Origin of the sequence: Microbacterium sp. JZ31 (genome assembly GCF_016805985.1) — a bacterium.
Taxonomy (GTDB): domain Bacteria; phylum Actinomycetota; class Actinomycetes; order Actinomycetales; family Microbacteriaceae; genus Microbacterium.
Genome location: NZ_CP017661.1, coordinates 45,497 through 69,011, shown reverse-complemented (window position 1 = coordinate 69,011; position 23,515 = coordinate 45,497). Strand labels below are relative to the sequence as shown.

General features: G+C 72.6%; 21 protein-coding genes and 1 pseudogene. 10 read left to right on the top strand and 12 right to left on the bottom strand.

What is annotated here, in order from left to right:
* Nucleotides 1–50: 50 nt before the first annotated feature.
* Nucleotides 51–776: a Pr6Pr family membrane protein gene (locus BJP60_RS00300; RefSeq protein WP_238439474.1), complete on the top strand. Its 726-nt coding sequence runs from the start codon at nt 51–53 to the stop codon at nt 774–776.
* Here BJP60_RS00300 and BJP60_RS00295 read toward each other — a convergent pair.
* Genes BJP60_RS00295 through BJP60_RS00285 form a run of 3 tightly spaced genes read right to left on the bottom strand, consistent with a single transcriptional unit; the run spans nt 747 to nt 3,334 of the window.
* Nucleotides 747–2,126 (bottom strand): flavin monoamine oxidase family protein, encoded by a 1,380-nt coding sequence (locus BJP60_RS00295; RefSeq protein WP_203138767.1) that lies wholly within the window; start codon nt 2,124–2,126, stop codon nt 747–749. The two genes, BJP60_RS00300 and BJP60_RS00295, sit on opposite strands and share 30 nt — an antisense overlap.
* 52 nt (nt 2,127–2,178) lie before the next feature.
* Complete coding sequence (locus BJP60_RS00290; RefSeq protein WP_203136819.1) at nt 2,179–2,967, bottom strand: M56 family metallopeptidase; 789 nt, start codon at nt 2,965–2,967, stop codon at nt 2,179–2,181.
* 4 nt (nt 2,968–2,971) lie between these two features.
* Nucleotides 2,972–3,334: a BlaI/MecI/CopY family transcriptional regulator gene (locus BJP60_RS00285; protein WP_203136816.1), complete on the bottom strand. Its 363-nt coding sequence runs from the start codon at nt 3,332–3,334 to the stop codon at nt 2,972–2,974.
* A 236-nt stretch (nt 3,335–3,570) separates the two neighbouring features.
* On the opposite strand from BJP60_RS00285, the gene BJP60_RS00280 reads away from it, so the two are divergent.
* Genes BJP60_RS00280 through cydC form a run of 3 tightly spaced genes read left to right on the top strand, consistent with a single transcriptional unit; the run spans nt 3,571 to nt 9,643 of the window.
* Nucleotides 3,571–5,175: a cytochrome ubiquinol oxidase subunit I gene (locus BJP60_RS00280; RefSeq protein WP_203136815.1), complete on the top strand. Its 1,605-nt coding sequence runs from the start codon at nt 3,571–3,573 to the stop codon at nt 5,173–5,175.
* A 24-nt stretch (nt 5,176–5,199) separates the two neighbouring features.
* Nucleotides 5,200–6,237 (top strand): cytochrome d ubiquinol oxidase subunit II, encoded by a 1,038-nt coding sequence (gene cydB, locus BJP60_RS00275; protein WP_203136814.1) that lies wholly within the window; start codon nt 5,200–5,202, stop codon nt 6,235–6,237.
* Between the two features lie 7 nt (nt 6,238–6,244).
* A complete protein-coding gene (cydC, locus tag BJP60_RS00270; RefSeq protein WP_203136813.1) occupies nt 6,245–9,643 on the top strand; it encodes a thiol reductant ABC exporter subunit CydC in 3,399 nt (1,132 codons plus the stop codon).
* Between the two features lie 40 nt (nt 9,644–9,683).
* Here cydC and pcaC read toward each other — a convergent pair whose 3' ends face one another.
* The 6 genes from pcaC to BJP60_RS00240 form a co-directional block, all read right to left on the bottom strand.
* The gene (pcaC, locus tag BJP60_RS00265) at nt 9,684–10,085 is read right to left on the bottom strand and encodes a 4-carboxymuconolactone decarboxylase (protein ID WP_203136812.1); all 402 of its coding nucleotides are present in this window, start codon (nt 10,083–10,085) and stop codon (nt 9,684–9,686) included.
* Nucleotides 10,082–10,852: an alpha/beta fold hydrolase gene (locus BJP60_RS00260; protein WP_203136811.1), complete on the bottom strand. Its 771-nt coding sequence runs from the start codon at nt 10,850–10,852 to the stop codon at nt 10,082–10,084. Before BJP60_RS00260 ends, pcaC begins: the two co-directional genes overlap by 4 nt.
* Nucleotides 10,849–12,378 carry a lyase family protein gene (locus BJP60_RS00255; RefSeq protein ID WP_203136810.1) on the bottom strand — a complete coding sequence of 510 codons (1,530 nt, stop codon included), beginning with the start codon at nt 12,376–12,378 and terminating at the stop codon, nt 10,849–10,851. Before BJP60_RS00255 ends, BJP60_RS00260 begins: the two co-directional genes overlap by 4 nt.
* 7 nt (nt 12,379–12,385) lie before the next feature.
* Nucleotides 12,386–12,964, bottom strand: a complete 579-nt coding sequence (gene pcaG / locus BJP60_RS00250; protein WP_203136809.1) for a protocatechuate 3,4-dioxygenase subunit alpha — start codon at nt 12,962–12,964, stop codon at nt 12,386–12,388.
* A 1-nt stretch (nt 12,965) separates the two neighbouring features.
* Nucleotides 12,966–13,787 carry a protocatechuate 3,4-dioxygenase subunit beta gene (pcaH, locus tag BJP60_RS00245; RefSeq protein WP_203136808.1) on the bottom strand — a complete coding sequence of 274 codons (822 nt, stop codon included), beginning with the start codon at nt 13,785–13,787 and terminating at the stop codon, nt 12,966–12,968.
* 121 nt (nt 13,788–13,908) lie between these two features.
* Nucleotides 13,909–14,715, bottom strand: coding sequence for an IclR family transcriptional regulator (locus BJP60_RS00240; RefSeq protein WP_238439473.1), 807 nt, complete (start codon nt 14,713–14,715; stop codon nt 13,909–13,911).
* Between the two features lie 136 nt (nt 14,716–14,851).
* Here BJP60_RS00240 and purU point away from each other — a divergent pair, with 136 nt between their 5' ends.
* Both purU and BJP60_RS00230 read left to right on the top strand, forming a co-directional pair.
* The gene (gene purU, locus BJP60_RS00235; protein ID WP_203136807.1) at nt 14,852–15,724 is read left to right on the top strand and encodes a formyltetrahydrofolate deformylase; all 873 of its coding nucleotides are present in this window, start codon (nt 14,852–14,854) and stop codon (nt 15,722–15,724) included.
* A gap of 406 nt (nt 15,725–16,130) precedes the next feature.
* Nucleotides 16,131–16,709 carry a TetR/AcrR family transcriptional regulator gene (locus BJP60_RS00230; RefSeq protein ID WP_203136804.1) on the top strand — a complete coding sequence of 193 codons (579 nt, stop codon included), beginning with the start codon at nt 16,131–16,133 and terminating at the stop codon, nt 16,707–16,709.
* 21 nt (nt 16,710–16,730) lie between these two features.
* Here BJP60_RS00230 and BJP60_RS00225 read toward each other — a convergent pair whose 3' ends face one another.
* Genes BJP60_RS00225 through BJP60_RS00215 form a run of 3 tightly spaced genes read right to left on the bottom strand, consistent with a single transcriptional unit; the run spans nt 16,731 to nt 19,886 of the window.
* A complete protein-coding gene (locus tag BJP60_RS00225) occupies nt 16,731–18,269 on the bottom strand; it encodes a tripartite tricarboxylate transporter permease (protein ID WP_203136802.1) in 1,539 nt (512 codons plus the stop codon).
* A gap of 1 nt (nt 18,270) precedes the next feature.
* Complete coding sequence (locus BJP60_RS00220) at nt 18,271–18,867, bottom strand: tripartite tricarboxylate transporter TctB family protein (RefSeq protein ID WP_203136800.1); 597 nt, start codon at nt 18,865–18,867, stop codon at nt 18,271–18,273.
* Nucleotides 18,864–19,886 carry a tripartite tricarboxylate transporter substrate binding protein gene (locus BJP60_RS00215; RefSeq protein WP_203136798.1) on the bottom strand — a complete coding sequence of 341 codons (1,023 nt, stop codon included), beginning with the start codon at nt 19,884–19,886 and terminating at the stop codon, nt 18,864–18,866. Before BJP60_RS00215 ends, BJP60_RS00220 begins: the two co-directional genes overlap by 4 nt.
* A gap of 113 nt (nt 19,887–19,999) precedes the next feature.
* Between BJP60_RS00215 and BJP60_RS15180 the strand changes: the two are divergent.
* The 4 genes and pseudogenes from BJP60_RS15180 to BJP60_RS00200 all read left to right on the top strand — a co-directional run.
* Nucleotides 20,000–20,452 (top strand): annotated as a pseudogene (locus BJP60_RS15180) (hypothetical protein); the annotation flags it as partial.
* Nucleotides 20,453–20,529: 77 nt separating this feature from the next.
* Complete coding sequence (locus BJP60_RS15175; protein WP_238439472.1) at nt 20,530–21,294, top strand: sensor histidine kinase; 765 nt, start codon at nt 20,530–20,532, stop codon at nt 21,292–21,294.
* A complete protein-coding gene (locus BJP60_RS00205; protein WP_203136796.1) occupies nt 21,291–22,037 on the top strand; it encodes a response regulator in 747 nt (248 codons plus the stop codon). The genes BJP60_RS15175 and BJP60_RS00205 overlap by 4 nt, the downstream gene beginning before the upstream one ends.
* 88 nt (nt 22,038–22,125) lie before the next feature.
* Nucleotides 22,126–23,373 (top strand): MFS transporter, encoded by a 1,248-nt coding sequence (locus BJP60_RS00200; RefSeq protein WP_238439471.1) that lies wholly within the window; start codon nt 22,126–22,128, stop codon nt 23,371–23,373.
* Nucleotides 23,374–23,515 lie beyond the last annotated feature (142 nt).

The following is a 23,515-nucleotide window of genomic DNA, read 5'->3' as shown; positions in this document are numbered from 1 at the left end:
ACTCGACGGATGGCGCGCACCCGAGCGCCGGATCGGAGAGCGCCAAGACGGTGACATCCCGCCCGACCCGCACGTGGCAGCGCCTGGCCGCACTCACCTGGTGGCACCCCGCTGTCACCGGATGGCTGCGCCTGACCATCGCGGCGATCTGCGTGGTGGCGCTCGTGCACCGACTGCTGTGGGGGCTGGGCTCGAACACCATCGCGGGAGCGAACTTCCTCGCCTATCTGACGATGGAGTCGAACATCCTGTTCGCCTGCGTCTGGACGATCTCGGGAATCGACGCCCTGCATCGGATGACCGATCCGCGCTGGCTGACGATCGCGCGCACGATCGCGCTCAGCTGGACGACGACCGCCGGCATCGTCTTCGGATTCCTGGTCTGGCAGGCGGGTGAGCGGGCGATCCGGATCGACGTGCCCTGGTCCGATCAGCTGCTGCACTTCTGGGTGCCCGCCCTGGCGCTCGTCGACTGGGCCTTCGCTGCCGGTCGCCGACCTGCGCCGTGGCGGGTGGTGCCCATCGTCCTGGCGTACCCGCTGCTGTGGGGCGGCGTGACGATGTGGCGCGGTTCGCTGATCGGCTGGTACCCGTATTACTTCCTCGACCTGCGCCAGGTGAGCGGGCCGTGGGAGTTCGCGCTCACGAGCGGCGCCGCACTCGGTGTGTTCGCGGTCGTCTCGCTGGCGCTGGTGCTGCTCAGCCGACGCCGTCATGCCCGGCTGCTGCGACGCTCGTCGTCCCGGTCAGCGCGGCGATCGGAACGGCTCGAGTGAGGCCAGCGCCTGTGCGACGGCATCCTCGTCGGGCAGCTCGGCCCACTGACGCGCGGCCTCACCGCCGATGCGGCCGACGAGGATGTTCTCCCCGGTCGCCGGCTTCAGGTTGATCCAGGTGCGGATGGGCGCCGCGCCGTCCACGACGTGCCACAGGGCCGCGTCGGTCTGCCAGAAGTCCTCGTCGAAGCGCAGCCAGATCATCTCGATATCGCCCATGCCGAGCGCGGCGATCGCCCCGCGATGCGAGAACGGCAGCGGCGGCTCGAACTCGACGCCCTCGTCCTGCAGCACCCCGAGCGGCGTCGTGAGCACGACGCGGTCGAAGGACATCGCCTCACCCGTGCCGAGGCGCAGGCTCACGCCCGAATCGTCGTAGACGACCCCGACGACGGTCGTGGAGCGCGCGACCTGGAGCCCGTCCAGCAGAGATTCGACGAGCGCACCGGCGTCCGACGTGATCGCCGTGGGCTCGCGCGCCGGCAGCGCCGGTGGGAACCAGCTCGACAGCTCCTGGGCGTCGGCGCCGGATGTCGCCGCGAGCAGCGCCAGGAACGCCGCCGTGGCCGGATCATCCGGATCCGCGCCCGACTCGGCGAGCGCCTCCGCGAGCGACGGATCCGAAGCCTGCGGCTCGGCCCACGCGATGGCGGCCTCCACCGGCGCGGCCGACGGCACATCCACCTCGGCATCGCCGGACATCGCCGTCTCACCCTCGAGGGTCTCCGTCTCGATCTCCAGCGCCGCCAGCCGGATGCCGAGGTCCGTGTCGTCGTCCGTGAGCCACCAGCCGCCAAGCTGAGGCGGCACGGGCCAGCCGTCGGCGGTGAGCGTCTGCAGCCGTCCTCCGACGCGATCCCGAGCCTCGATCACGGTCACCTCGAACCCGGATCGCGTCAGACGGCGAGCGGCGACCGCACCGGCAAGCCCCGCACCGACAACGGCGATGCGCTCTCCGTCACCGGACGCGGCTCGGACGTCGTCGGCTGCGCGCTCACCCGAGCGAAGTGCGGCGGTCAGCGTTCCCGGCCGCTCCCACGTCGCCTCGCCCGCGAAGAACACACGATCGTCGACGGGCCGCGCGAGCACCGCGCGGTCGTCAGGACCGGCGCCGGGCGGGGTGAAGCTCACCGCGCCGCGGGCGTAAGGATCGGTCGCCCAGGCGGAGCGCGCGATCGCGGCCGGAGCGAGCGGTGCCCCCGGAGAGGCGGTTCCGGTGGGCCTCGGACCCGTCGTGGGGGGCTCGGAGGTCGGTGGGGGCTGCTGAGGCTCGCCTGTGCAGGAGGCGAGCAGCACCGCGACGGCGCCGGCGCCGGCGCCGACGAGGAAGGTGCGTCGCGAGATCCCCATCGTCACGCCACCCTATCCGGACGTCACCGTCGCGTCCGCGCGGGGCCCGGGATCAGCGTGCCGAGAGGTTCCCGAGCCGCAGGAACCGGTCGCGGTGGCGGTCGCGGCGCGGCGATGCGTGCTCGGTCGGGCCGGTCGGGCCGACCACGCGCAGGATCGCGCGGGCGAGCACGGCGTCGGGGTCGACGCCCGTCCACCGCAGCGACCGGCGGGCGCTGTCGTCCGCCCGCATCTCGACGAGCGCGGCGACCTCGCTCTCCGCCCGCGCGGCGATCGGGAACCACGGCAGGGCCTCGCGCCACGCCTTGAAGGCCACGAGCAGCACCTCGTGCCGCTGCTCGACGTGCGCGCGCTCGTGCGCGATCACGGCGGCGAGCTCGTCACGATCCAGCTCGTCCAGCAGTCCCTGCGACAGCACCGTGACGGATCCGACCCCGCGCGGAAGGCAGTACGCGACCGGAGCGGCGTCGTCGAGCACGCGCGTGCGCTCCTCCGTCGGGTGCGGCGCCGAGAGCAGGTTCAGCAGCGCGAGGTGCCGTCGCCGCTGCCGCTCGAACTGCACGACCGTGATGACGAGGTGCACGAGCAGGTACGCGGCGAGCGCGGCCGCGAGCAGCGCCCCGACGAGCGGCACGTCCGGCAGCAGGGCGCGACCGGCGAGGAACGCGGCGCCGATCATCGAGAACCCTCCGGCGAGCGCGATCAGCTGCCACAGCAGCAGCGCCCATCCGGGCCACCGCGCGGGCCAGGCCGCCCCGGACAGCAGGATCGGCACGGGCCACGCGAGCAGCACCGCGATCAGGATCAGGACGGCCGCCTCGGCCAGGTCCTGCAGATTCATCGGATCAGGCGGCGCCGGTGAGGAGGCGCCGCAGGACCTCGGCGTCCTCGGGCGTGAACCCGCCCACGAAGCGCGCCAGCACCGCGCTGCGGTCGCCGGCGTCGCCCAGCACCTCGTGCATCAGCTCGGCCACATGGTCGACGCGGCTTCCCGTCGCCTGGTAGCGATGCGGGCGCGCCGAGCGGTCGGACGCGACGAAGCCCTTCTTCTCGAGGCGCGACAGCACGGTGAGCAGGGTCGTCGCGGCGAGCTGCCGCCCCTGCTCGCGCTCGAGGTGCTCCTGCACGTCGTACGCGGTGAGCGCGACGGCGTCGCTGTCCCACAGCACGTCCATCACGGAGCGCTCGAGTTCGCCCAGACTGCTCATGCCGCACCCCCTTCCTGTCCGTTCCGAGCCGGCCCGTCCGCTGACGCATCCGGCAGAGCCTGTGCTTCCAGAGTACGGGACTTCGCTGATCCGTAGAACTAGTTCGACGTCGAGCCGAAATAATTCGACTCCGCGTAGAACTACTTCTACCGTGCGTAGAATTGCGGCGCCGGAGCAGCTTCGGCATCGGACCGAGGCCTTCTCCCCCGACCGGGCCTCGTGGCAGGGAGGCTCCCATGGATCCGCTCGACATCGCCCGCTGGCAGTTCGGCATCACGACCGTCTACCACTTCCTCCTCGTGCCGCTCACGATCGGGCTCGGCGTCGGCGTCGCGATCATGCAGACGGCATGGGTCCGCACGGGCGACGAGCGCTGGCTCCGGATGACGAAGTTCTGGGGGAAGCTCTACCTGATCAACTTCATCCTGGGCGTGGCCACGGGTCTCGTGCAGGAGTTCCAGTTCGGCATGGCCTGGAGCGAGTACTCGCGCTTCGTCGGAGACGTGTTCGGCGCCCCGCTCGCGATGGAGGGCCTGCTCGCCTTCTTCGTGGAGTCCACGTTCCTCGGCGTGTGGATCTTCGGCTGGGGCCGGCTGCGCAAGGGGGTGCACCTCGCGGCGCTCTGGCTCGCCGTGGGCGCGTCCTGGCTCTCGGCGTACTTCATCATCGTCGCGAACTCGTGGATGCAGCACCCCGTCGGCGTGGAGCTGAACGCCGACGGCCGCCCCGTCATGACGGATGTGTGGGCCGTGCTCGGCAACAACACCGCGATCGCGGCGTTCACGCACGTGATCTCCGGCGCCCTGCTGGTGGGCGGCATGTTCCTGCTCGGCATCGCGTGGTACCACCTGTGGCGTCGTCGCCACGATGGCATCGACACCGTGGGGCCGGACGGCCGCGTGATCGTCGGCTCCCACCCCGGGATCGCCGGACGCGACGAGAAGGACCACAGCGTGTGGCTGCGCTCGGTGCGCATCGGCGCGGTCGTCGCGATCGTCGGCTTCGGCGCCGTGACGATCACGGGCGACTTCCAGGGCAAGCTCATGTACGAGCAGCAGCCGATGAAGATGGCCTCCGCCGAGGCCGCCTGCCACACCGGCTCGTCGTTCTCGATCCTGTCGATCGGCGACCCCGGTTCCGACGACTGCGACAGCGTGCAGACGCTGATCGAGGTCCCCGGTGTGCTCGGCTGGCTCGGCAAGGGCGAGTTCGGCGCCGAGATGCCGGGCATCAACGACCTCGAGCCGCAGTACGTGGAGCTCTTCGGCGAGACGCTGCCCGACGACCCGCGCCTGGGGGCGCACGCCGGCACCGAGATCGACTACGTGCCGCTGATGTGGGTCACGTACTGGGGCTTCCGCCTGATGATCGGCCTCGGCGCGCTGGCGGCCGGCGGCGCGGTCGTCGCCCTGTGGCTCACGCGCAAGGGCACGGTGCCGTCGTCGACCTGGATCATGCGCCTCGCGCTGCTGGGCATCTCGACGCCCTTCCTCGGCAACATCGCGGGCTGGATCTTCACCGAGATCGGCCGGCAGCCGTTCGTCGTCGCTCCCAATCCGACCTTCTGGGGCAGCGATCCGGTGTTCATGTTCACGGCGGCCGCGGTCTCACCGGGCACGACCGTGGGCGAGCTGCTGTTCTCCGTCGTCTCGCTGACCGCGATCTACGGCACCCTGCTCGTCGTGCTGCTCGTGCTGATGGTCAAGTACGCGCGCGGCGGCGTCGCGGGCGCGATGCCGGACATGGAGCACGGTATCGAGCGCACCGACAGGGGACCCGACGACCATCCGGACGACGAGGACCCCGGCAAGAAGGACGACGTCCTGTCGTTCGCGTACTGACCCGGCCGCGAAGAGGAGACACTCATGGAACCGCTTGCCATCGTCTGGTTCGTCGCGATCGGCGTGCTCTGGATCGGCTTCCTGCTGCTGGAGGGCTTCGACCTCGGCGTGGGCATGCACATGATCTTCAGCGCCAAGCAGGACCACGATCGCCGCGTGATGCTGAACACGATCGGACCCGTGTGGGACGGCAACGAGGTCTGGCTGATCACGGCGGGAGCGGCGATGTTCGCCGCCTTCCCCGCGTGGTACGCCTCGCTGTTCTCGGCGCTGTACGTGCCGCTCACGATCACGCTGCTGGGGCTCATCCTGCGCGCGGTCAGCATCGAGTACCGCGGGAAGATGACGGATCCGCGATGGGTGACGTTCTGGACGTGGTCGCTGGGTCTCGGATCCGCGATCGTCGCGTTCTGCGTGGGCGCGGCGCTCGCCGTCACGTCGACCGGGCTGCCGCTGGACGAGTACGGCGACCGCGTCGGCCATCCGTTCGTCTGGCTGACGGCGCCGGCCGTGATCGGCGGACTCGCGCTCGTCGGCTTCTCGCTGACGCACGGCGCGACGTTCCTCGCGCTCAAGAGCGACGGACCCGTGCGCGAGCGTGCGGGCCGCTTCGCCGCGACGTGGGGCCCGCTCGGCCTGGTGCCGGCCGCGGTGTGGGCGCTCTGGGTGCAGTTCCAGCACGGCGGCACCGTGCTGTCGTGGGCGCTCGTGGTGCTCGCCGTCGTCGCCGCCGCGTTCGGCTGGTGGAACGCGCGAGCCCGGCGCGAGGGCCTCGCCTTCACGGGGTACGCGGGGTTCATGCTGTTCGGCGCGGGGTCGATCTTCGCGGGCATGTTCCCGTACGTGCTGCCCTCGACGCTCGACCCGGCCCACGGCCTCACGGTCGCGAACGCGTCGAACAGCCCCTACACGCTCGGCGTCATGACGGTCGTGGCGTGCATCGGCCTGCCGATCGTGCTCGCCTACCAGGCCTGGTCGTACTGGATCTTCCGCAAGCGCGTCACGCCCGGCGCGATCCCCAGCGCGCACGGCTTCCTGCCCGCCGTGCTGCGCGCGAAGTAGGACTCGGATGACCGTCACCCGGACGTCTCCCCGCCGGCCGCCGGCGGAGCGCCCCACCGCGCCGCCCACCGGCGGCTTCGACCCCTGGGAGGTCGAGGCCGCGCGGCCGAAGCGGGCCGCGACGCGTCCCGAGCTGGGCCCGGTGCGGCCGGCGTCGGTCCTCGTGCTCGGGATGCTCGCGGCGCTGCGCGCCGTCGGGCTCGTGCTCGTCGCGGGCGCGGTCGCCGCGGGCATCGCGGGGCTGCAGCGCGGCGCGTTCGACCCGCGCGAGATCCTGCTGCTCGGCGCGACCGGCGCGATCCTGCGCTCCGGATCCGGATGGGCCACCGAGGTCGCCGCGCGACGGATCGCGATCGCGGTCAAGCGCACGCTGCGGCGCGACCTGTGGCGCCGGATCGCGCAGGGCGCGCCGGAAGCGGGCGAGGGCGGGCTCGCCGTGCTCGCCACCGACGGGCTTGACGACCTCGACGACTACTACGTGCGGAGCCTTCCCGCCCTGATCGCGGCGGTCGTCGTTCCCGCGATCGTCGGCCTGCGGATCCTCGGCGCCGACTGGGTCAGCGCGCTCGTCGTGGTGCTGACGGTGCCGCTCGTGCCGTTCTTCATGGCGCTCATCGGCCGGCACACGCAGGCGCGCACGGACGAGGCGCTCGGCGCGCTGTCCCGCCTCGCCGATCACCTCACCGAGCTCGCGCGCGGACTGCCTGTGCTGGTCGGGCTCGGCCGCGTCGCCGAGCAGGCGCGTGCTCTCGACGGCGTGCAGCGCGCATACCGCACCCGCACGCAGGAGACGCTGCGCTGGGCGTTCCTGTCCGCCCTCGTGCTCGAGCTCATCGCGACGATCTCGGTCGCGGTCGTGGCGGTGTTCCTCGGGCTGCGGCTCATGGAGCGCACCGTGCCGCTCGAGGCGGCCCTGCTCGTGCTGATCCTCGCGCCCGAGTGCTTCGCCGTCGTGCGCGAGGTGGGGACGGCGTTCCACGCGTCGCAGAACGGGCTCTCGGCGCTGCAGCGGGTGCGCGAGATCCTCGCCGGGCCGTCGCGCCGCTCGCCGGACGAGCGACCGGTCGGGAAGACGGATGCCGCCTCTCCTCGCGGGGCCGTCACGCTTCGCGGCCTCGCCGTCCGCTATCCGGGGCGGGCCGCGTCGGCGTTCGGACCGCTCGACGCACGACTCGAGGGCACCACGGCGATCACCGGCCCGAGCGGATCGGGCAAATCGACGCTGCTCGCCGCGCTGGCGGGCACGCTGCCGGCGGACGCGGAGGTCAGCGGATCCCTCCACGGCGCCGACGGCGTCGCGTACGCCCCGCAGGCGCCCCGCGGCTTCGCCGACACCCCTCGTGAGGAGCTCGTGCTGTTCGGCGCGCCCGATCCCGTCGCGGCGCTCGCCGAGCTGGGCCTCGCGGACGTCGCGGATGCGCGCATCGCCGAGCTCAGCCCGGGCGAGCTGCGCCGCCTCGCCGTCGCGCGGGCGCTGGCGCGCGTCGACCGGGGCGCGACGCTGCTCGTGCTCGATGAGCCCACCGCCCACCTGGATCGCGCGTCGGCCGACCGTGTGCGCGCCGCGATCCGCTCGCGCGCGGCGCGCACCACGGTCGTGCTCGCCACGCACGAGCCGGAGACCCTCGCGCTCGCGGAGAGGTCCGTGCGGGTCGACGCGCCGGGCCGTTCCCGCGGCGTCGACTCCGCCGCCACACTCCGCCGCGCGGTCGGCGACGCGGGCGCACACCGCGTCGATCGTCCGCAGCGCGTGGAGACCGCCGAGCGTCGGGACCGTGCCCCCGAGCGCCCGCTCCTCCCCTGGCTCCTCGGCATCCTGCTCGCGTTCGCCGCGGTCGGGATGGGACTTGCGCTCAGCGCGGTGTCCGGATGGCTCATCGTGCGAGCGAGCGTCGAGGAGTACATCATGTACCTGCTCGTCGCGATCGTCGGCGTGCGCTTCTTCGGCATCGGCCGCTCCCTGGCGCGGTACACCGAGCGGCTGTTCACACACGAGGCCGCGTTCCGGATGGTCGACGCGCTGCGCCTGCGCCTGTGGCACGCGATCGCGGCGCGCGGGGCGGGATCGCGCCGCCTGCTCGAGGGCGGAACGCCCGTCGACTACCTCGTGGTGCTGGCGGACGAGCTGCGCGACCTGCTGCCGCGCGTGATCCCGCCGCTCGCGGTCGGAGCGCTGTCCCTCGTCGGCGTCACGCTCACGACCGCGCTCGTGCAGCCGCATCTGACGGGCGTCGTCCTCGTCACGCTCACGGCCGCGGCCGTCGTCGGCGCCGTGCTCGCCATCGCGGCCGCGCGCGGCGCCCAGCGCGCCCGGATCGCGGGACGCTCGGAGGTCGTGCGGGGCACCGCCGCGCTGTCCGCCGCGGCCGCCGATCTGCGCGGCAACCGCGTGGCGGACCGCGCGCTCGACGTGCTGGCCGAGGCGGACGCCCGGCTCGCCCGCGCCGAGCGTCGCGTCGCGTGGGGTGCGGGACTCGGGGGCGCGGTGGTGGTGCTCGCCACCACGCTGCTCGCCGTCGCGGCGCCGCTGCTGTCGACCGGATCGCCCGCCGAGCTCACGTGCGTGATCGCGCTGCTCGCGCTCGCCACACTCGAGCCGCTCGCCGACTTCGTCGCCGCCGCCCACCGGCTGCCCGCGCTGCGCGAGGTGCGGACGCGGATCGCGACCCTGTCCGCCCGCCCCGACGGAGCGCGGACGCATGCGGAGGACGATCACGGTCCGTCGCACGAGTCCGTCCCCGCTCCCCGCCCCGCGGCGCGGATCGGCGAGATCGCGCTCCACGCGCTCGCGGCCCGTTACGGCGACACGGAGGTCTTCTCCGGCGTCCACGGCGTCGCGCGCGCGGGCGAGTGGCTCGTCGTCGAGGGACCGAGCGGATCCGGCAAGTCCACCCTGCTGTCGATCGTGATGGGCGCGCTTCCCGCGGCGGCGGGGGCCGTGCGCGTCGACGGCGTCCCGCTCGCGGATCTGGACGCGGACGCGTGGCGCGCGCGCGTGGCGTGGTGCCCGCAGGACGCGTACGTGTTCGACTCCACGCTGCGCGGCAACCTCCTGCTCGCGCGCGCCCGCGCGGATGCGCCGTCCGACGCGGAGATGACCGCGGTCCTGGATCGCGTGGGCCTCGGTCCTCTGCTGCGCACCCTGCCGCGGGGCCTCGACACGCGTGTCGGCCCCGGGGGATCCGCACTGTCGGGCGGCGAGCGTCAGCGCCTCGCGGTCGCGCGCGCGCTGCTGACGCGGGCGGAGGTCATCCTGCTCGACGAGCCGACCGCGCACCTCGATGCGCCCACCGCCGCCGCCATGATGTCGGACCTCCGCCGCGCCACGGAGGACCGCATCGTGCTGCTCGTCTCGCACCGTGCCGACGACCGCCGCCCCGGCGACCGCGTACTGACCCTCGCGTGAGGCGCCGAGTCTCGGCGCGCGCACCGCGAGGCGCGGACGCTCAGGCCTCGGAGCCGAAGACCTCGTTCGCGATGCGGAAGGCCGTGTTCGCGGCGGGGACGCCGGAGTAGATGGCCGACTGCAGGATGACCTCGCGGATCTCGTCGATCGTCAGACCGTTGCGGATCGCGGCGCGCAGATGCATCGCGAGCTCCTCGTGGTGGCCGTGGGCGATGAGCGACGACAGCACCGCGACGGACCGCGACCGGCGGTCCAGCGCGGGACGCGACCACACGTCGCCCCACGCCACGCGCGTGATGAAGTCCTGGAAGTCGGCGCTCAGCGCGGTCTGGTTCGCGGTGGCACGGTCGACATGCTCATTCGAGAGCACCTCGCGGCGCACGGCCATGCCCTGGTCGTAGCGCTCCTCGTCCGACAGGCCCTCGCCCAGCGGCCGGCTCATCGCGCACCGCCGAAGAAGTCGTTCAGCACGGCCGCGACCTCGTCGGGCCTCTCGGCCGGCGCGAGGTGCGACGCGTCGTCGATCCGGGCCATCCGGCCGTCGTGCACGCCCTCGGCGATCGTCCGCGCGTGCTCCTCGGGCGAGACGCCGTCGTGCTCGCCGTACACCGCGAGCACGGGGGTCGCGATCTCCCCCAGCCGCGGCGTCACGTCGTACTGCGCGAGCGCGTCGCAGCACAGCGCGTAGCTCGCGTCGTCGGCGTCGCGCAGGGCGTGCAGCAGGCGGCCCGTCAGCACGGGACGGCGCTCGATCGAACCCGGGGCGAACCAGCGCTGCGCGGAGCCGACGATCAGCGAGCCCGTGCCCTGCGTGCGCACCTGCGCCGCGCGATCCGCCCACATCGCCGGATCGCCGAACTTCGGCGACGCGCACAGGATGGCCGCGGCGGATACGACATCCGGATGACGCAGCAGCAGCTCGAGCCCGGTCGCACCGCCGAGCGACACCCCGGCGTACAGCGCCGGCGCGCCCAGTTCGCGGATGCCCTCCGCGACGGCGTCGGCGACCTCCCCGACCGTGAACGGCTCGGTCGCGGGCTTCGCCGCGCCGTGTCCGGGCAGGTCCCATGTGGTCACGCGATAGGCGCCCAGGTGCGGCACGACGTCCTCCCACAGGATCGTCGAGGTGCCGAGCGAGGGACCGAGCACGAGCAGGGGCGCTCCGTCGGGCCCGGCGGGCGGGGTGAATGCGAGGGCGGGCTGCGTCATCGGTCGTCTCCCTGGCCGAAGTGGTCTGCGAACGGATCGAATCCGCGCGGCCGCGGCGGCGGCAGCTGCGATCCGTCGTCGAACGGGTCGTACGGTCCGGGGGCCTCGTCCGGTGCCGGAGCGGTGGGATCGACGACCTCGATCCGCGGCGCGTCGCGCAGGTCGCCGTCGACGAGCCGGCCGGCGAGGCCCGTATACGCGGCCGGGTCGAGCAGGTCGTCGATGCCGGACGGCACGGCCGTGTTCGCCGCGGCGAGCGCGTTGTGCACGAGCAGCCCGAGATCGCCGCCCAGGCCCGCGGTGCGGACGATGTCGGACACCTTCTCGGAGCCCAGGATCGGTCCGAGCACGATCGACAGGCGCTCCGCGACGATCAGCCCGCGCGTCGTCGTCAGGTTGCGCGCGACCGCGGCGGCGTCCGCGTGCAGCCCCTCGGCGAGGTCGGCCGCGTTCGCGGCGGCGCCGAGGGCGAGACGCAGCAGCTCGCGCAGCGTGGGCCATTCCGCGTGCCACGCGCCGTCGGGGCGCTCGTCCACCGCCAGCGCCGCGGCCGTGTGCAGCGTGGCCCCGAGATGCGGAGCGCGCAGCGCGGCCGAGCGGATCAGCACCGAGCGCGCCGGGTTCTGCTTCTGCGGCATGGCGGACGAGCCGCCGCCGGAGCCCTCCGCGAGCTCGCCGATCTCGGTGCGTGAGAGCGTCGCGACATCCGCCGCGAGCACGCCGAGCCCGTCCAGCGCCTGCACGAGCGCGTCGCCGAGCTCGGTGACGGGCCAGCGCGCGGTATGCCAGGGGGCGTCCGGCGCGGCGAGCCCCACGGCCTCGGCGAACGCCGCCGGCAGCCGGGCCGCGCGCTCCCCGCCCAGGATCTCGACGAACGACGCGAGCGTTCCCCCCGCGCCGCCGAGCTGCGCGGGCAGCGCATCGCGCGCCGCGGCGAGCCGCCCGCGCGAACGGCGGATCGCGCGCAGCCAGTTCGCGGCGCGCAGGCCCGTGGTCGTCGGCACGGCGTGCTGCGTGATCGTGCGGGCCGCGGCGGTCTCGTCGCGGTGCTCGCGCGCGAAGCGCTCCAGTGCCTCCGCGGTCGTGTCGAGGCCCGCGAGCACGTGTCCGACGGCGTCCTTCGCGACGATCATCAGCGCCGTGTCGAGGATGTCCTGACTCGTCGCCCCGCGGTGCACCCAGGGGCGCACGAGCATGCCGGCCACCCCGCGCAGCTCCTTCACGAGCGGGATCACGGGGTTCCCGCCCGCGATGCCGGCGAGCGCAAGCGCGCGCGCGTCCAGCTGGGCTGCTCGCCCGTCCTCGGTCGCGAGGGCCGCGCGCAGCTCGCGCGCCTCGGCGACCACGCCGGCGCGATCGCGCACCTGGTCGAGACCGCCGACCGCGGCGTACGCCTCCACGAGGCCGATCTCGGCCGTCACGAGGGCGGCGAGCACCGCATCGTCGGTGACCGGAGCTTCCTGTCCGGCCGTCGCGGGCGACAGCAGCCCCTGATCGAGCCCGGCGCGAGAGACGTCAGAAGGCAATGCGGTCCTATCCGAAGACAATAAAGGGAGTCTCCTTGTCGCCCTGCAGGTGGATGTCGTGGCGAAGGTACCCTTCGGGCGTGCGGGTGGCGGTGAGCGACGCGCGCTCGGCCTCGCTCAGCTGCGACAGGAACGGATCGGCCGCGCGCAGGTCCTCGTGCTCGGGCAGGTAGATGCGCGTGTGCAGCTTGTCGGGCAGGCCGCGCGCATAGACGATCGCGGCGATGAAGGGCGCCCGTCCGCCGACCGGTCCGGGATTGCGCGTCCAGAAGTGGAAGCGGCCCTCGTCGGTCGTCATGGCCCGGCCGAAGCCCGTGAACGAGTAGCCGTCGCGGTGCAGCGAGCCGCGCGCGTCCGGGACGGAGCCGTCCGCGTCCGCACCGAAGATCTCGATCACGGCGTCGGGGATCGGCGCGCCCGCGCCGTCGTAGATCGCGCCGGTCAGCACGATGGCTCCGGGGCTGTGCGGGAAGGCGACCTCGTTCATCCGGTCGTACTCGAGACCGAACTTGAAGAACGGGCCGATGGTCTGCCCGGCCGTGGGCTCGAGCGTCTTCTCACCGAGTGTCTTCTGACCGATCGACATGTCAGTGCTCTCCCTCTTCCGGCTCGAACCAGGTGGCGTCGGGCCCGTCGACGACGATGTCCCAGCGGTAGCCCATCGAGAACTCGGGCACCGTCAGATCGTGGTCGTACGCCGCGATCAGGCGATCGCGGTCCTTCTGATCCCGGATGGAGTTGTAGATGGGGTCGAGGGCGAACAGCGGGTCGCCCGGGAAGTACATCTGCGTGATGATGCGCTGCGTGAAGCCCGAGCCGAACACCGAGAAGTGGATGTGGGCGGGACGCCACGCGTTGATGTGGTTCTTCCACGGATACGGGCCCGGCTTGATCGTCGTGAAGTGGTACTCGCCGTCGTCGTTCGTGATCGTGCGGCCCGCCCCCGTGAAGTTCGGGTCGAGCGGCGCGGGGTGCTGGTCGCGCTGGTGGATGTAGCGACCGGCGGCGTTCGCCTGCCAGATCTCGATCAGCTGGTTGCGGATCGGACGCCCCCAGCTGTCGAGGAGGCGGCCGGTCACGGTCATCCGCTCGCCCTGCGGCTCACCCGTGTGCTGGAGCGTCAGGTCGGACTCGATGGCGGCCACGTCGCGCTGGCCGAACGCCGGCGAGAAGAGCTCGATCGTCTCGGGGTCGACGAGACGCGGGTTCTTGGTCGGATGACGCAGCAGGCTCGAGCGGTACGGCGGGAAGTCGCGGATGGTCTTCGGCAGCTGCTCGCCGCCCGCGACGCGCTCCGCGAAGCCGGCGTGGAGATCCTGGATCTCGCGCGTGATCTGGTCCTGCGGCGGGAAGTCCGCGGACCGGAGGAGCGACTCCGGCGCGGCCGCCTGGGGCGCGGTGTCAGTCATGACGTCTCCTTCGACGATCGGGTCGTCTCAGGCTGACACCGGGAACGACGGGCGGCGCCGGTTTTCTCACTCAGTGGCGTAAGTAGACGCTGCTCGTCCCATTCTACGGGACTTGAGCGCGTCAGAACGAGCGCAGCGCCCGGCCGAGGTCGGCGGCCGTCTGCGTCACGAGCGCACCCAGGCGTCGCGTGTCCGCGCCCTCGATGCGCGTCACGACGCCGAGCGCCGTGGGCGGAAGGCCCGCGACCGAGCCGACCGGCGCCGCGACCGAGACGTTGCCGAGCGTCATCTCCTCGCGCGTCGTCGCGTAGCCGCGGGCACGGGCCCGATCGATCTCGGCCCGCACGGCGTCGGGCTCGGTGATGGAGTGCAGGGTCTCGCGCTCGAGCGGCCTCGACAGGAAGCGCTCGATCCAGTCCCCGGTCTGCGTCGCGAGCAGCGCCTTGCCGACTCCCGTCGTGTGGAGCGGCTGGCGGCCGCCCATCCTGCTCAGCGTGGGGATCGACGAGCGACCGGTGAGCCTTCCCACGAACAGCGCGGACGCCCGCTCCGGCGAGGGCGCGTCCAGCACCGCGAGGTGCACGTTCTCGCCGGTCGCCTCGTACAGGCGGGACATGTAGGGAAGCGCGGTCTCCCGCAGGCGCAGCGCCAGCGGCGAGAGCTCTCCGAGCTCCCACAGCCGCGCCCCCACCGCGTAGCGGCGTCCGGGCGTGCGGGCGAGCAGGCCCAGCTCGAGCATCTGCGCCAGGATGCGGTGCAGGGTCGACGACGACAGGCCCGTGAGCGAGCCGAGGCGCGAGGCCGACAGTTCGGGCTCATCCGCGGTGAAGCAGCTCAGGATCCGCATCGTCCGGGCGAGCATCCCGTCGGCATCGACGGTGGACGGCGGAATCCCCATGATGTTGTCGGTAATCGTGGCGCTCGACATGGTGACACCGTAGCCACGGCGCCCGGCCTTCCCTCAGGGGGTTGACGGATCGCTTCCGCATCGCAAGCCGATATCTCAGTCTGCGGGCGACGCGGCGGGGACGAGCCCGGTGAGCGGGTCTGGATACGATCGACGAATGCGGATCGACGGCCTCACCGACCACGCCTGCCTGATCGTGTCCGGCCCCGACCAGCACGGGATCGTCGCGGCCGTGACCGCGCTGCTCGCGCGGCACGACGGCAACATCGTCTCCCTCGACCAGCACTCGACCGATCCCGTCGGCGGCGACTTCTTCCAGCGCGTGGTGTTCCACCGGTCGGGGCTCGAGGGCGCGATGGGCGAGCTCGAGGCCGACCTCGCCGCCACGCTCGCACCGTTCGGCCTGACGTGGCGCCTGCGCGACATCTCGATCCCCAAGCGCATGGCGATCCTGGCGTCGACCGAGGACCACTGCCTGCTCGACCTGCTCTGGCGGCACCGGCGCGGCTCGCTGCCCGTCGAGATCCCGATGGTGATCTCGAATCACACCCGCACGGCCGACGACGTGGCCTCCTTCGGCGTGCCGTTCGTGCACGTGCCGTCCCAGAAGGGCCCCGACAAGAGCGAGTCGGAGGCGGCCATCCTGCGCCACCTGGCGGAGGCCGATGTCGACTTCGTCGTGCTGGCGCGCTACATGCAGATCCTCTCGGGCGACTTCCTGCAGAAGGTCGGCGTGCCCGTGATCAACATCCATCACTCCTTCCTGCCCGCGTTCATCGGGGCCAACCCGTACCAGAAGGCGAAGGACCGCGGCGTGAAGCTGATCGGCGCCACCGCCCACTACGTGACGGAGGACCTGGACGAGGGCCCGATCATCGAGCAGGACGTCGTGCGCGTGACGCACGCGGACAGCACGCCCGAACTGCGCCGCCGCGGCGCCGACGTCGAACGTGCCGTGCTCTCACGCGCCGTGCTGTGGCACGCGCAGGACCGCGTGATCCGCAGCGGCAACCACACGATCGTGTTCTGAGCGGCGCCGAGGACAGTCTCGCCCGGCCGGCTCAGCCGCGGGGCGCCTCGGGATCGGCACGCCACCGGTTCGCCAGCGCCGCGAGCGACGAGCGCAGCGCGAACATGGCCTCGCGCGGCCCCGGGCGCCGCCTCGTGCGGGCGCGGCGGCGAGCGATGTGCCGGATGCCGCCCAGCGGGGCGGAAAGGGCGCGCGGAGCGCTTCCGACGCGATGGCGACGGACCCGAGCGGGGCGGGCGAGGCAGGTGCTCATGAGTGGCGTCCCATCTGTGCGGAGTGGATCAGCCGCGCCATCGGAGCTAAAGTGGAAGAGAGGCTCCGTTCGGAGGATCCCTCCGCTTACCGTAGCGGAGGACTCCTCCGCTTTGCAACCTCTGCCGTGATCCGAGCCCGGGAAGGAGGGACGATGTCGCAACAGACCGCCGAGGCGCTGCCCTCCTGGACGGGGATCCAGCGCCCCCAGCGAGCGGACGCCCGCCGCAACTTCGACGCGCTGATCGCGGCGGCCCGCGCCGCGTTCGCCGAGCACGGCACGGGCGCGTCCCTCGAGGACATCGCACGCCGTGCGGAGGTCGGCATCGGCACGCTGTACCGCAACTTCGCGACGCGCGACGCGCTCATCGAGGCCGTGTACGTGGCCGAGGTCGAGCAGCTCGTGGCGGCCGCCGATGAGGCCGCGAGCCTCGGGCCGTGGCCCGCCCTCGAGAGCTGGGTGCATCGCTTCATCGCCTACGTCGGCACCAAGCGCGTGCTGATCGAGAGCCTCAATCGCGAGTCCGACGTACTCGTGAGCTGCCGCAACGCCATGTTCGACGCGGGCGCCCCGCTGCTGCGGCGCGCGCAGGAGGACGGCGCCGTGCGCGACGACGTGTCGATCGACGACGTCGTGCGGCTGCTGTCCGGCGTCGCGGGGGTGGCGTTCCCCGACGAGGAGCAGCGCATGCGCGTCATCGGCCTCGCGCTCGACGGCCTCCGCACCCGCTGATCTCCCGCCCGGGAACGGCGGTCACCGCACGAGCTGCCTGTCGGCTTCCTTCTCGGCCGACGCAGCGCTCCGACGGGCGACGATGCGCCCGCGGACGGCGAACGCGAGCACGATGAGCAGCAGCGCGTAGAGCGTGATGCTGATCGGCCCGCTCACGAGCACGGCGAAGTCCCCGTTGGCACTCATCGTGGCATCGCGCAGGCTGGTCTCGGCGAGCGGCCCCAGCACCATGCCGATGATCAGCGGCGCGAGCGGATAGTCCGCCGCGCGCATCACGAAGCCGACCACGCCGATCCCCAGCAGCAGGAGCAGGTCGAACGTCGAGCCGCCCGTCGCATACGTGCCGAGCGCGCAGAACACCGTGATGCCGGCGAACAGGTACGGGCGCGGGATCAGCAGCAGCTTCGCCCACAGCATGGCGAACGGCAGGTTCAGGATGAGCAGCACGATCATCGCGATGAAGAAGCTCGCCAGCAGCGACCACACCAGGTCGGGCGCGCGCTCGAACAGCAGCGGCCCCGGCTGCAGACCGTACTGCCGGAAGGCGGCGAGCATGATGGCGGCCGTCGCGGAGATCGGCAGCCCCAGGGCGAGCAGCGATCCCATCGCCATGCCCGTCGTCGCGTTCCCCGCCGCCTCGGGCGCGGCGAGACCGCGGATCGCGCCCCTGCCGAACCGCGGCGTCGCCCGCCGCGCGTCGAGCCGCTTCTCCAGCCCGAACGCGAGGAACGTCGGGATCTCCGACCCTCCGGCCGGGATGACGCCGAACGGAAGGCCGATCGCGGTGCCGCGGAACCACGCCGGCGCGGCCTCCTTCACCTCCCGACGCGAGAGCCAGGGCCGCCCCGTGGGCGTGATGATCGCCTTGCCGCCCAGTCGGCGCTCCAGGCACGCCACGTAGATCACCTCGCCGAGGGCGAGGATCGCCACCGTCACCGTGACGAGCGAGACGCCGTCGAAGAGGTTCGGCGAGTCCATCGTGAACCGGGGCGCACCCGACACCCCGTCGACGCCGATCACCGCGATGCCCAGCCCCAGGAAGAGCGAGGCCAGCCCGCGCGCGGGACTGTCGGTGACGACCGACGACGTGGCCGCGAAGGCGAAGACCGCCAGCGCGAAGAACTCGGCCGGTCCGAACCTGCTCGACAGGTCGGCGAGCACCGGGGCGAGGAACACCAGGGCGATGGAGGCGACGAAGCCGCCGATGAACGCGCCGATCGCAGCAGTGGCCAGTGCCTGCGCCGCCCGGCCGTTCAGGGCCATCTTGTGGCCCTCGAAGGTCGAGGCGATCGCGGACGCCTGACCGGGCGTGTTCATCAGGATGCCCATGGTCGAGTCGCCGAACAGGCCGCCGAAGTACACGCCCGCGAACATGATGAACGCGGCCGTGGGCTCCAGCGCGAAGGTCACGGGCAGCAGCAGCGCAACCGCCATGGACGAGCCGAGACCGGGGAGCACGCCCACGGCCGTGCCGAGCAGGCAGCCGACGAGCACCCAGATCAGGTTCTGCCACGTGAGGGCGCCGGCGAAGCCGTCCGCCAGGAGAAGCAGCACATCCATCTCAGAACCTCCATCCGAGCAGGCCGGAGGGCAGGGCCATGCCGAGCATCATGTCGAAGACGACGTAGGTGAGGGAGCTCAGCGTGAGCCCGACGATTGCGTTGAACAGCCACCGGGGCGACGCGAACCCGCGCGTGACGCCCACGAACAGCAGGGCCGCCGCGAGGATCCAGCCGAGCACGTCCAGCAGCAGGGCGAACACGAGGAACGACCCGACGACCCAGGCCAGCGACGCCCAGTCCAGGCGCGTGCTCGGAGCGGGCGCGACATCCGTCGCTGCCTCGGCCTCCGGGCCGGCGCCCGCGCGCCGCGGATCGCTGCGCCGCCAGTCCCGCACGGCCTCTCCGCCGAGCAGGATCGCGAACAGGTACAGCCCCGCCGCGATGATGCCGGGGAAGAACTGCGGGCCGGGGAAGGCCGTGCCCTCCGGCACCTCCATGGTGACGATCCCGACGACGAGGTAGGTGGCGAAGCCGGCGAGCAGGGTCGGCATGAGGAGGTCCTTGACGAGGGTGGTCACGGCGCGCGGCCCCCCGCTCAGCACGATGCCGTCGCCGACCACCACCGAGAGCGCGGTCGGGTTGTTCGAAGCCCTCATCGGCCCATCTCCTCGTACAGCGCGGTGATCCGGGAGCGCTCGACATCGAGGAACTCCCCGAGCTCCTCGCCCGTGATCACGCGCTCCGTCCAGTGGTAGCGCTCCACGGCGTCCCGCCATTCGGGCGTCTCGAGCGTCTCGAGCACGAGATCGGTCAGCCCCTGGGCCTCGTCCTCGCTCAGCCCCGCCGGGGCCGCCACCATCCGCCAATTGGTCAGCGAGACGTCGTAGCCCTGATCGGCGGCCGTCGGGATGTCTATGCCCTCGATCGGCTCCTTCGCCACGAGAGCGAGCGCGCGCAGGTTGCCCGACTCGATCTGGTCGATGTTGTCGGGGTATCCGCCCGCCGCGGCCTGCGCGGTCCCGTTCAGGAGCGCCTGGATCGCCTCACCGCCGCCGTCCGAGGAGATGTAGGTCGTCTGCGTCGGACGGATGCCGGCGGCCAGCGCGAGATCGGTGACGACGAGCTGATCGAAGGATCCGCCGCCGGTCCACGGCAGCGCCTTCGGATCGTCGCGCCAGGCCGCGACCAGGTCGTCGAGCGTCTCGTAGGGCGAGTCGCCGGGGACGACGATCACGTCGTACTCCTCGACCATCGCCGCGATGGGCGTGACGTCCTCGAGCGTGGCGTCGGAGCCGAACTGGATCGTCGCGGCGAGGAGCCCCGTCCCGCCGACGAGCAGGTTCGCCGGCTGCCCCTCCAGGACCGAGACGTTCCCGAGCGCGATCGTGCCGCCGGCACCGGGCATGTTGACGACCTGCACGTTGTTGACGAGCCCGTTCGCCTTCTGCGCCTGCTGCATCTCGCGCGCGACGCCGTCCCATCCCCCGCCGGCCGCGGCCGGGGCGATGATCGTCAGCGCCGACCGGAAGTCGGCGCCCGCGGCGGCGGACGTGACCGACCCGGAGACGGCCGTGCCGACCACCGCCGCTGCGAACAGGCCGCCGAGGATCCGAGGGATCAGGCGCCGCGCGGACGCGCGCTCGCGCCGCCCGGAATCGGGTTCGTCTCTGGTCATCTCTGCTCCTTCGTGCGGACATCGTCGTCGCCGCAAGACGGGTAATAGGATGAGCCGCCGTGGCGCCGGGCACCCCCGGCCCGAGGCGTTGTGACCATAGATGCTCACGGCCGATGCGACGCGAGGAGATGAGAAGGATCGGACTGGACAGGCATGCGCGCGCCGTCCGACGCGTGATGATCGTGCTGCCGTCGGTGATCGTGCTCGCGGCGGTGGCCGTGACGGCCGCCGTGGCGCTCACCCTCCAGGAGCGCGGCATCCGGGACACCACCGCCGACCGCGTCCGGGAGGTCGCCACCGGTCTGGCGGCCCTGCGCGAGGTGCGCACCGCGCTCGAGGCCGCCGTGGCGGCCGGTACCCCCGCCGACACGGCAGACGCGTCCGACCTGGCGATCGCGACCGCGGCGCTGCAGCCGCTCGCCGACGTCATCCAGCGCACGGCCGGCGTCTACTACGTCGTGATCGCCGACGACGAGGGCGTGCGCGTCACCCATCCCGACCCCGCTCAGCGGGGCGTCCAGGTGTCCACGACGACGGACCCGGTCCTGGCAGGCGAGGAGTTCCTCGGCACGGAGACGGGGCCGTCCGGGCCGTCACTGCGCGCCAAGGTCCCGTGCGCGGCGCGGACGGGGACGTGGTCGGCATGGTGGCCGTGGGGATCCTCGAGTCGAGCATCTCGGCAGAGCGGAAGGAGGCGATGGGAAGCCTGCTGCCGTGGACCTTCGTCGCGCTCGTGGCGGCGACCCTCGCGAGCTCGCTGCTCTCCGCGGCGATCGAGCGGCGCTTCCGCCGGCTCGACGCGGTGCAGGCTCAGCACGAGCAGCTGCGCCAGGTCACGGCGGCACTGCGCGAGCAGTCGCACGAGTTCGGGACGCGGCTGCACGTCATCCACGGTCTGGTGTCGCATGGCGACAAGGACGAGGCCCTCCGGTACATCGCCGGCATCGTGCCCGTGCTGACGGCGGGCGGCGACGGATCCGCCCGCGCGAGCGGTCTGCTGAGCGCCGGCATCGAGGCGCTGCGCAGCGAGCTCGGCGCTCTGGGCACCCGGCTCGAGACGGACATGGACAGGGACATCCCGATCGACGAGGGCGTTCTGCTCGTGTTCGCGAACCTCGCCCGCAACGCCGCGGAGGCGGGAGCGACCGCCGTGCGCTGCACGCTGCGGCACGAGGACGGCCGCTTCGTCGGCTCGGTCGACGACGACGGCCCGGGGATCGACCCCGCGGACATCGATCGCGTGTTCACGCGCGGATACTCGTCGAAGCCGGACGCGACGGGCGCGGGACGCGGACTGGGTCTCGACCTCGTGCGACGCACCGTCACGTCCCGCGGCGGCACGATCGAGCTCAGGCGCACCGAGCAGGGCGGCTCGTGCTTCGCGTTCGACATGGCGGATGAGCGATGACCGCGGCCCTCGGGGTGCTCATCGTCGACGATGACGAGGGTGCGCGAGCGCTTCACCGCCGCTTCGTCGCCGAGACGCCCGGCTTCTTCGTCGCCGGGACCGCCGCGACGGGCCGATCCGCCCTTGCGCAGGGCCGCGGCGTGGATCTCGTGCTGCTCGACATGCGTCTGCCCGACATCAGCGGCATCGAGGTGCTGCACCGCCTGCGCACCCTTGGACAGGACGGCCCCGACGTGTTCGTGATCAGCTCGTCCCACGATCAGGTCACGGTCCGGCAGGCGCTGGCCGCGCACGTCGTGGGCTACCTGGTCAAGCCGTTCACGCAGGAGGTCCTCCAGCAGCGGCTGCTGCGCTACGCGAGCGAGTCGCGCGCCCGCAGCGAGGCGGCGCGCGAGCTGCCCCTGGCACAGGGCGAGATCGACAGGCTGATCAACACCGGCACGCTGGCCGTGCCCGGGCGGATCCCGGCGGCGGCCGCCGCGCCGGACGCCGTCGCCGCGGCGCGCCCGCGGCTCCCGAAGGGCCTCGCCGAGGTCACGCTCGAGCGGGTGATCGCGGCGCTCGAACCGGTGCGGCCCCTGTCGGCATCCGACCTCGCCGCGGCGTGCGGCATCTCCCGGGCCACCGCGCGGCGATACCTCGACCACCTCGAGGCGTCGGGCCTGATCGCCCTGTCGCACAGCTACGGCAAGCGGGGCAGGCCGCGCGTGCTCTATCGGCTGGCGGCGGCGCCGCCAGGGTGAGCGGGCGGGGCACGGCACCTCCGCAGTCCCACTCACCGGGAAGTCGCGACTCTCGGCGCGCGGGAGCGCCCGGATAGAGTCACGGCCTGTGGACGACGACGGGCAGGCAGACGGATCCGGGACCGCCGAGCGCCGCCTCCACCTCGGGTTCCTGCTGCTGACGCTGTGCCTGATCGCCGTGAACATGCGCGCGACGATCACGGGCATCGGCCCGCTGCTGGAGCAGCTCACGGCCGACACGGGCGTGTCCCTCGCCGTGCTCAGCGCCCTGACCTCGGTGCCGCTCGTCGCGTGGGCGCTGTGCTCGCCGCTCGCGCACACGGCCGCGCAGCGCTGGGGACTCAATCGCGTGCTGACGGTCTCGCTCGCCCTGCTCACGGCGGGCACGGTGATCCGCTCGCTCCCCTTCGTCTCCGCCGAGGGCTGGCCCATCGCCACACTCTGGATCGGCACGGCCGTGATCGGCGTCTCGCTCGCCGCCGCCAATGTGCTGCTGCCGGCCGTCGTCAAGCAGTCGTTCGGCACGCGGGTGCCCGCCGTCACGGCGCTGTACACGGCACTGCTCGCCGGCTGCGGCGCGATCGCGTCAGGCCTCGTCGTGCCGATCTCGCACGTCGTCACGGGTGGCGACGCCTGGGGCTGGCGGATGGCGCTGCTCACGGTGTGCGCGACGCTGCCGATCGCCCTGGCACTGTGGGCCGTGCACCATCGGCGGGCGGGGCACGGTGGCGGTGCGAAGCGCCCCGCCGGGGCCGCGCGCGGGCCGAGCGTGTGGGGCGACGCGGTGGCCTGGCAGGTCGGCGCGTACTTCGGCGTGCAGGCCTCGCTGTTCTACGTGCTGCTGACCTGGCTCGCGCCGATGGCGATCTCTTACGGCCGCGGCGAGGCGCAGTCGGGGGTGGACACGATGATGTTCCAGCTCACGGGCGTGATCAGCTCGCTCGCCCTGCCGTTCGTGCTGCGCGGCCGCCTCGAGCGCTGGGTCCCCGCCCTGCTTCCCGTGCTCGCGCTGATCGCGATCGCGGGGATGATCCTGGCGCCCGGCGGAATCCTGTGGTGGGGAATGCTGGCGGGCCTCACGAGCGGCGCCTCCCTCGCGATGTCGCTCACCCTCATGGCGTCGCGCGCCCGCGATCACCACACGGCGTCGGCCCTGTCGGGCATGGGGCAGTCGGTCGGCTACGCGTTCGCGGCGTTCCCGCCCATCGTTTTCGGCGTGCTGCACACCGCGGTCGGCGGGTGGGTCGCGCCGCTGCTGTTCACAGGCCTGCTGCTCATCGCGCAGGCGCTGATCGGCATCCTGGTCGGCCGCGACCGCTACGTGCTCGACCACTGACGCCGCGAGCGCCGGTCCGCTCTCAGCAACTTCCGCGGCACTGCCTATGGACATTCCCTATCGACATAGGTAACGTGCCTCGCGGATGCGCAAGGAGGCGCAGCAGATCGGAAGGATCGACCCAGTGTCCGACTCTTTGAGG

What these genes read in the sequence shown, in the direction of transcription:
- BJP60_RS00215 (WP_203136798.1), bottom strand. Translation starts at nt 19,886, where the DNA reads ATGACCAGAGACGAACCCGATTCCGGGCGGCGCGAGCGCGCGTCCGCG.
- cydC (WP_203136813.1), top strand. Translation starts at nt 6,245, where the DNA reads ATGACCGTCACCCGGACGTCTCCCCGCCGGCCGCCGGCGGAGCGCCCC.
- pcaG (WP_203136809.1), bottom strand. Translation starts at nt 12,964, where the DNA reads ATGTCGATCGGTCAGAAGACACTCGGTGAGAAGACGCTCGAGCCCACG.
- pcaC (WP_203136812.1), bottom strand. Translation starts at nt 10,085, where the DNA reads ATGAGCCGGCCGCTGGGCGAGGGCCTGTCGGACGAGGAGCGCTACGAC.
- cydB (WP_203136814.1), top strand. Translation starts at nt 5,200, where the DNA reads ATGGAACCGCTTGCCATCGTCTGGTTCGTCGCGATCGGCGTGCTCTGG.
- BJP60_RS00295 (WP_203138767.1), bottom strand. Translation starts at nt 2,126, where the DNA reads ATGGGGATCTCGCGACGCACCTTCCTCGTCGGCGCCGGCGCCGGCGCC.
- BJP60_RS00240 (WP_238439473.1), bottom strand. Translation starts at nt 14,715, where the DNA reads ATGTCGAGCGCCACGATTACCGACAACATCATGGGGATTCCGCCGTCC.
- BJP60_RS00285 (WP_203136816.1), bottom strand. Translation starts at nt 3,334, where the DNA reads ATGAGCAGTCTGGGCGAACTCGAGCGCTCCGTGATGGACGTGCTGTGG.
- BJP60_RS00230 (WP_203136804.1), top strand. Translation starts at nt 16,131, where the DNA reads ATGTCGCAACAGACCGCCGAGGCGCTGCCCTCCTGGACGGGGATCCAG.
- purU (WP_203136807.1), top strand. Translation starts at nt 14,852, where the DNA reads ATGCGGATCGACGGCCTCACCGACCACGCCTGCCTGATCGTGTCCGGC.
- BJP60_RS15175 (WP_238439472.1), top strand. Translation starts at nt 20,530, where the DNA reads ATGGTGGCCGTGGGGATCCTCGAGTCGAGCATCTCGGCAGAGCGGAAG.
- BJP60_RS00290 (WP_203136819.1), bottom strand. Translation starts at nt 2,967, where the DNA reads ATGAATCTGCAGGACCTGGCCGAGGCGGCCGTCCTGATCCTGATCGCG.
- BJP60_RS00225 (WP_203136802.1), bottom strand. Translation starts at nt 18,269, where the DNA reads ATGGATGTGCTGCTTCTCCTGGCGGACGGCTTCGCCGGCGCCCTCACG.
- BJP60_RS00220 (WP_203136800.1), bottom strand. Translation starts at nt 18,867, where the DNA reads ATGAGGGCTTCGAACAACCCGACCGCGCTCTCGGTGGTGGTCGGCGAC.
- BJP60_RS00260 (WP_203136811.1), bottom strand. Translation starts at nt 10,852, where the DNA reads ATGACGCAGCCCGCCCTCGCATTCACCCCGCCCGCCGGGCCCGACGGA.
- pcaH (WP_203136808.1), bottom strand. Translation starts at nt 13,787, where the DNA reads ATGACTGACACCGCGCCCCAGGCGGCCGCGCCGGAGTCGCTCCTCCGG.
- BJP60_RS00205 (WP_203136796.1), top strand. Translation starts at nt 21,291, where the DNA reads ATGACCGCGGCCCTCGGGGTGCTCATCGTCGACGATGACGAGGGTGCG.
- BJP60_RS00280 (WP_203136815.1), top strand. Translation starts at nt 3,571, where the DNA reads ATGGATCCGCTCGACATCGCCCGCTGGCAGTTCGGCATCACGACCGTC.